Raw genomic sequence first — 5429 nt, 5'->3', positions numbered from 1 at the left:
CCGACAGGGCTCCCTCGCCTGTGACCTGGCACGGCGCGGTGTCGACTGCCGGATCGTGGAGCGGGACGGACGGGCGTTCCCCGGCACGCGCGAGGCGGGCCTGCAACCGCGTATTCAAGAGATCTTCGAGGATCTCGGTGTACTCGGCGCCATCCGCGCGGCCGGCGGGACCTACCCGCTGATGATGCGGTGGGACGGCGCCACCCCGCTCGGCACCGTCGACATCATGGAGCGCAACGCCCCCACGCCGGACCGGCCTTAGGAGGAGATCCGGATTCTGGACCAGTCCCCGTTTGGGCAGGCCCCGCGTCAGCGGTTCTCGCCGGGGACCCACAGCACGTCGCCGACCTTCTTGTTGGCCGAGCGGGCCAGGATGAAGAGCAGGTCGGACAGGCGGTTGAGGTAGGTCGCGGTGAGGGGGTTCATGGAGTCGCCGTGCTCGGCGAAGGCCGCCCACGTGGCGCGCTCGGCGCGCCGTACGATCGTGCACGCCTGGTGCAGCAGGGCCGCGCCCGGTGTGCCGCCGGGGAGGATGAAGCTGCGCAGCTTCTCCAGGTCCTCCAGGAAGCGGTCGCAGTCCGCCTCCAGCTTGTCGATGTAGCCCTGCTCGACCCGCAGCGGCGGATGCTCGGGGTTCTCGACCACCGGGGTCGACAGGTCGGCGCCCACGTCGAACAGGTCGTTCTGGACCCGGACCAGGACGTCGGTGATCTCGGCCGGCAGCGAGCCCAGCGCGATGGCGACACCGAGCGCCGCGTTGGCCTCGTTCGCGTCGGCGTACGCGGCGATCCGCAGGTCGGTCTTGTCGGTGCGGCTCATGTCGCCGAGGGACGTGGTGCCCTTGTCCCCGGTACGCGTGTAGATGCGGGTGAGATTGACCATGGGTCCGAGCCTACGCGCAGCGACTACGCCCCGGCCTGCCGGAAGAGCCGGGTGCCGAGGGTGACGGCGACGGCGGCGAGCCCGGTGGCGACCAGGCAGGCGAGCCCGATCTTGCCGTCCCCGTAGTCCCCGGCGAAGGCGGCCCGTACGCCGTCCACGAGGTAGCGGAACGGCACGAAGTGCGAGGCGATGTCGAGCCAGCGCGGGCCGAGCGACATCGGCAGCAGGATGCCGGAGAGCAGCATCGCGGGCATGGTGACGGAGTTGATGACGGGGGCGAATCCCTGCGGCGACTCCACGCGCATGGCCAGCGCGTACGACAGCGAGGCCAGGGAAACGGTCAGCGCGGCGACGAAGCCGAAGCCGATGAGGATGCCCGGCAGCGGCGCGCGCAGCCCCATGGCGACGGCGACGAGGACGACCACCACGGACTGCACCAGCAGCTGGACGACATCCTTGAGCACCCGGCCCATGAGCAGGGCCAGCCGGCTGACCGGGGTGACCCGCATCCGTTCGATGACGCCCATGCGCTTCTCGAAGATGATGCCGATCCCGGCGAACGAGGCGCTGAACATGCCGAGCTGGATGAGGATGCCGGGGACGATGGTCTGCCAGGAGTCGCCCTCGCCGCCCAGCGGTATGCCGGTGAGCAGCGGGCCGAAGAAGACCAGGAACAGCAGCGGCTGGACGAGGCCGAAGACCATGGCGGGCTTGGAGCGCAGGGTCTGGCGGAGGTGGCGGCGGAAGATCAGGGCCGTATCGGCAATGACGTGGGGCATGAGGGCTCCTTCCGGGGTCAGACGGTGAGCGGGGCGGGGTCGCGCGGTGCGGTGCGGCGCCCGGTGATGGCGATGAAGGTGTCCTGGAGCGTGGCGTCCGGCGAGCCGCCGTACTCGGTCTTGAGCCGCTCCGCCGTGCCCTCGGCGGCGATCCGGCCCTGGTCGACGACCACGAGCCGGTCGGCGAGCGCGTCGGCCTCGTCGAGGTAGTGGGTGGTCAGGAAGACGGTCATGCCGTGCTCGGCGCGCAGCCCCCGGATCAGCTCCCACAGGTCGGCGCGCCCGGCCGGGTCGAGACCGGTCGTCGGCTCGTCCAGAAAGAGGATCTCGGGCCGGTGGACGAGGCCCAGCGCGATGTCCAGCCGCCGCCGCTGCCCGCCGGAGAGGGCGGCGCAGGGGCGGTCCAGCAGCTCGGTCAGGTCCAGTTCGCGGGCCAGTTCGCCGGCGCGGGCCAGCGCCTCGGGCTGGGGGAGCCGGTAGAGCCGCCCCTGGGTGACCAGTTCCTCCCGTACGGAGACGGTGGGGTCGACGCCGCCGGACTGGGCGACGTACCCGATGCGGCGGCGCACCCCGGCCGGGTCGGCGGCGAGGTCGTGACCCGCGACGGTGGCGGTGCCGCCGGTGGGCGGGAGCAGCGTGGTGAGCATGCGGAGCGTGGTGGTCTTGCCCGCCCCGTTGGGGCCCAGGAAGCCCAGGATCTCCCCGGCCTCCACCGTCAGGTCGATGCCGCGGACGGCCTCGACGGGGCCGCGCTTGGTCCGGAAGGTGCGGGCGAGCCCGCTCGTGGTGATGACTGGCATGCGCCAAGAAAAGCAGGGTCACTTAAATTTTGCAACGACCCCAAAGATTAAGCTGGTCCAGCGAAGCTAGGATGAGGGCATGGCGGAAGGGCTCAGGGAGCGGAAGAAGCGGCAGACCAGGCAGCACATCTCGGATGTCGCGACCGGGCTGTTCATGGAGCGCGGCTTCGAGACGGTCACGATCGCGGAGATCGCCGAGGCGGCCGAGGTCTCCGTGAACACGGTTTACAACTACTTCCCGACCAAGGAGGACCTCTTCGTCGACCGCGAGGAGGAGATCGTCGACCGCCCCTCCCGGCTCGTACGGGAGCGCGCGGCCGGGCAGTCGGCGGCGCGGGCGATCGTGGAGCAGCTGCGCCAGGACATCCGGGAGCGGCACGCGTACGTCGGGCTGACCGAGGGCTACGACCGGTTCCGGCAGGTCATGACGGAGTCGCCCACCTTGATGGCCCGGCTGTTCACCATCCAGGGCAAGGCGGTCAACCAGCTCGGTGTCACGCTGCGCGAGGAGGCGGCCGCGGCCCCGGAGGACCCGACCCCCGAGTTCGTCGCCCACCAGCTGGTCGGCCTTCAGAACGCCGTTCAGCGCTGCATCATGCGCGCTCTCACGGAGGGCGGTGGCGTGGACGAGGTCGCCGAGGACGCCCTCCGGAAAGTCGACGTCATGGAGTCGCTCCTCAGCGATACGGTCCTCAACTATGCGGTGAAGAACACACCGTGACGCGCCTTACTAGGGGCTGCCCCAAGGGGTGAACGGGCGTTAAGGTCCACGCACACCGAAAGTCGACGAAGGGGTGTGTGTCGTGGCCAAGAAGCTCGCGGTCATCGGAGCCGGACTCATGGGGTCCGGTATCGCGCAGGTCTCCGCCCAGGCGGGCTGGGACGTCGTGCTGCGCGATGTGACCGATGAGGCGTTGCGACGCGGCACCGACGGTATCCGCGCCTCGTACGAGAAGTTCGTCTCCAAGGGCAAGCTGGACGCCGCGGAGGCCGAGCAGGCGCTGGCCCGTATCACCACGACGACCGACCTCGACGCCGCCGCCGACGCGGATGTCGTGGTCGAGGCGGTCTTCGAGCGGATCGACGTCAAGCGGGAGATCTTCCGGACCCTCGACGGACTGGTCAAGGACGACACCATCCTCGCGTCCAACACCTCCGCCATCCCGATCACCAAGATCGCCGCCGCCACGGAGCGTCCGGAGCGGGTCGTGGGCACCCACTTCTTCTCGCCCGTGCCGATGATGCAGCTGTGCGAACTGGTGCGCGGCTACAAGACGAGCGACGAAACGCTGGCCACGGCACGGGAGTTCGCGGAGGGCGTGGGCAAGACCTGTATTGTCGTCAATCGTGATGTCGCGGGCTTCGTCACCACGCGCCTGATCTCGGCACTCGTGGTCGAGGCCGCCAAACTCTACGAGTCCGGGGTCGCCACGGCCGAGGACATCGACATCGCCTGCAAGCTGGGCTTCGGCCACGCGATGGGACCCCTCGCGACGGCCGACCTCACCGGCGTGGACATCCTGCTGCACGCCACCGACAACATTTACACCGAGTCCCAGGACGAGAAGTTCGCGCCACCGGAGATCATGCGCCGGATGGTCGACGCGGGTGACATCGGCCGCAAGAGCGGTGGGGGCTTTTACCGCTACTGAGGGCCCTGGTGCGGCGCCAGGCCCGTAACTCACCCTCCCGGGTGAATTCGGTATCGGTTCGCTTACAGACGGCAACTTCCTCGGGTGAGAGGCAGTCAGTTCTGTAGAGAGAAATGGCGCATTGACGACACGACGACGCACCATCCAGGGGAGCGCATATGCACATCAGGGGCGACCACGCCGAGCTGGTCGTCGGGGGCCGACTGGACGTCCGAAGCGCGGCGGACGCCCGTACGGCCCTGCATACCGCCGTTGACTCCGGCGGAGGGGATCTCGTACTCGACCTGACCGAGCTGGACTCCTGGGATGCCACCGGGCTCGGCGTGATCATGGGGGCGCACCGGAGGGCGGGCCGAGCGGGTCGGCGGCTCGTCCTGCGCGGGGTGCCGCCCCAGATGCAGCGGCTGCTGGTGGCCACCCGACTGCACCGCATCCTGGCGATCGAGGGCGGGCTCGAGGCGGAGACGCTGCCGCGCGTCTGAACCCCCGGGGTGGTTCCGGGGTGGTCCGGGTCGTTCCGGGGGCCCGAATCCCCGGGGTGGCGCGGGCCGTTCCGGGGCCGGTGGATACTGTGACGAGGTCTTGTCCGGCACTCGCCGGACATCATCCCTACGGCGGCACACACGGCGCGCCACGCATCTGGGGGGCACAGGGCCATGGAGCAGCACAACCGCGCAGCGCACGAGCACGGCCACGACGATCCGAGCCCGCGTTCCGCGGAGGCCGCCGCCGCGCCGCAGCCGCCGCGGGACGCGGACGCGCCCGCCGTGCCCGCGGCCCCGTCCGGCTCGCCCGCCGTGCCCGCCCTGCCGGTCCGGGGCGCCCTGCCCGTGCGGGGCGGCTCGAAAGCGGTGGAGGGCACCGCGGAGCCCGCGCCCGTCCGTACCGTACGCATCGTCACCGGCGACCATCTGCTGACCGTCAACCCGGTCGACGGCAGCGAGATAGAGCCCTGCCCGCCCGGTGAGCGGCACGCCCGGCCCGAGCGCCACACCCCCGACCAGCGCGCCGAACTGCGCCGGGCCGCGGCCCCGCCCCGGCCGTCCGGCACGGTGGTGCCCGACCTGCCGATGCTGGAGCGGGACGAGGAGCGCGAGCGGCTGGCCCGGCTGCTGGCCCGCGGCCGCTCCGTACGGGTCACCGGGCCCTCCGGCGCCGGGCGCAGCGTGCTGCTGGAGGCCGTCGCCGCGGACTGCGAACGCCTGGCGCCCGACGGCGTCGTACGGCTCTCCGGCTACCGCCGCACCCCCACCGATCTGCTGTACGACCTCTGCGCCGCCGTCTACCGCGCCCCGCTGTACCGGCCCGAGCGGGGT

At 71.0% G+C, this 5429-nt stretch carries 7 protein-coding genes and 1 pseudogene; 5 read left to right on the top strand and 3 right to left on the bottom strand.

Annotated elements, in window-relative coordinates; genetic code table 11:
* Window positions 1-262, top strand: a 262-nt coding sequence (locus tag SSOG_RS14640) for an FAD-dependent monooxygenase (RefSeq protein WP_208867353.1), incomplete at its 5' end; no start/stop codon positions are given.
* A 47-nt stretch (window positions 263-309) separates the two neighbouring features.
* On the opposite strand, the gene SSOG_RS14635 is transcribed toward SSOG_RS14640, so the two are convergent.
* The 3 genes from SSOG_RS14635 to SSOG_RS14625 are packed head-to-tail and all read right to left on the bottom strand — an operon-like array spanning window position 310 to window position 2461.
* On the bottom strand, window positions 310-882 hold the full coding sequence (locus SSOG_RS14635; RefSeq protein ID WP_009715003.1) for a cob(I)yrinic acid a,c-diamide adenosyltransferase: 573 nt from the start codon (window positions 880-882) through the stop codon (window positions 310-312).
* A 23-nt stretch (window positions 883-905) separates the two neighbouring features.
* Entirely contained in the window at window positions 906-1661 is a 756-nt protein-coding gene (locus tag SSOG_RS14630; RefSeq protein WP_009715002.1) for an ABC transporter permease, read from the bottom strand.
* 17 nt (window positions 1662-1678) lie between these two features.
* Window positions 1679-2461, bottom strand: a complete 783-nt coding sequence (locus tag SSOG_RS14625; RefSeq protein WP_009715001.1) for an ABC transporter ATP-binding protein — start codon at window positions 2459-2461, stop codon at window positions 1679-1681.
* A 79-nt stretch (window positions 2462-2540) separates the two neighbouring features.
* On the opposite strand from SSOG_RS14625, the gene SSOG_RS14620 reads away from it, so the two are divergent.
* From SSOG_RS14620 to SSOG_RS53570, 4 genes and pseudogenes are all read left to right on the top strand, one after another.
* The gene (locus SSOG_RS14620; RefSeq protein ID WP_009715000.1) at window positions 2541-3182 is read left to right on the top strand and encodes a TetR/AcrR family transcriptional regulator; all 642 of its coding nucleotides are present in this window, start codon (window positions 2541-2543) and stop codon (window positions 3180-3182) included.
* An 82-nt stretch (window positions 3183-3264) separates the two neighbouring features.
* Window positions 3265-4113, top strand: coding sequence for a 3-hydroxyacyl-CoA dehydrogenase family protein (locus SSOG_RS14615; protein ID WP_009714999.1), 849 nt, complete (start codon window positions 3265-3267; stop codon window positions 4111-4113).
* 158 nt (window positions 4114-4271) lie between these two features.
* Window positions 4272-4595, top strand: coding sequence for an STAS domain-containing protein (locus tag SSOG_RS14610; RefSeq protein WP_009714998.1), 324 nt, complete (start codon window positions 4272-4274; stop codon window positions 4593-4595).
* Between the two features lie 174 nt (window positions 4596-4769).
* Window positions 4770-5429: pseudogene (locus SSOG_RS53570) on the top strand (ATP-binding protein); the annotation flags it as partial.

This window comes from Streptomyces himastatinicus ATCC 53653 (assembly GCF_000158915.1).
Classification (GTDB): Bacteria; Actinomycetota; Actinomycetes; order Streptomycetales; family Streptomycetaceae; genus Streptomyces; species Streptomyces himastatinicus.
This window is presented reverse-complemented; position numbering and strand designations above follow the sequence as displayed.

Bases quoted from the DNA above. Each gene is read 5' to 3' on its own strand.
- SSOG_RS14625 (WP_009715001.1), bottom strand. From the start codon at position 2,461: ATGCCAGTCATCACCACGAGCGGGCTCGCCCGCACCTTCCGGACCAAG.
- SSOG_RS14630 (WP_009715002.1), bottom strand. From the start codon at position 1,661: ATGCCCCACGTCATTGCCGATACGGCCCTGATCTTCCGCCGCCACCTC.
- SSOG_RS14610 (WP_009714998.1), top strand. From the start codon at position 4,272: ATGCACATCAGGGGCGACCACGCCGAGCTGGTCGTCGGGGGCCGACTG.
- SSOG_RS14620 (WP_009715000.1), top strand. From the start codon at position 2,541: ATGGCGGAAGGGCTCAGGGAGCGGAAGAAGCGGCAGACCAGGCAGCAC.
- SSOG_RS14635 (WP_009715003.1), bottom strand. From the start codon at position 882: ATGGTCAATCTCACCCGCATCTACACGCGTACCGGGGACAAGGGCACC.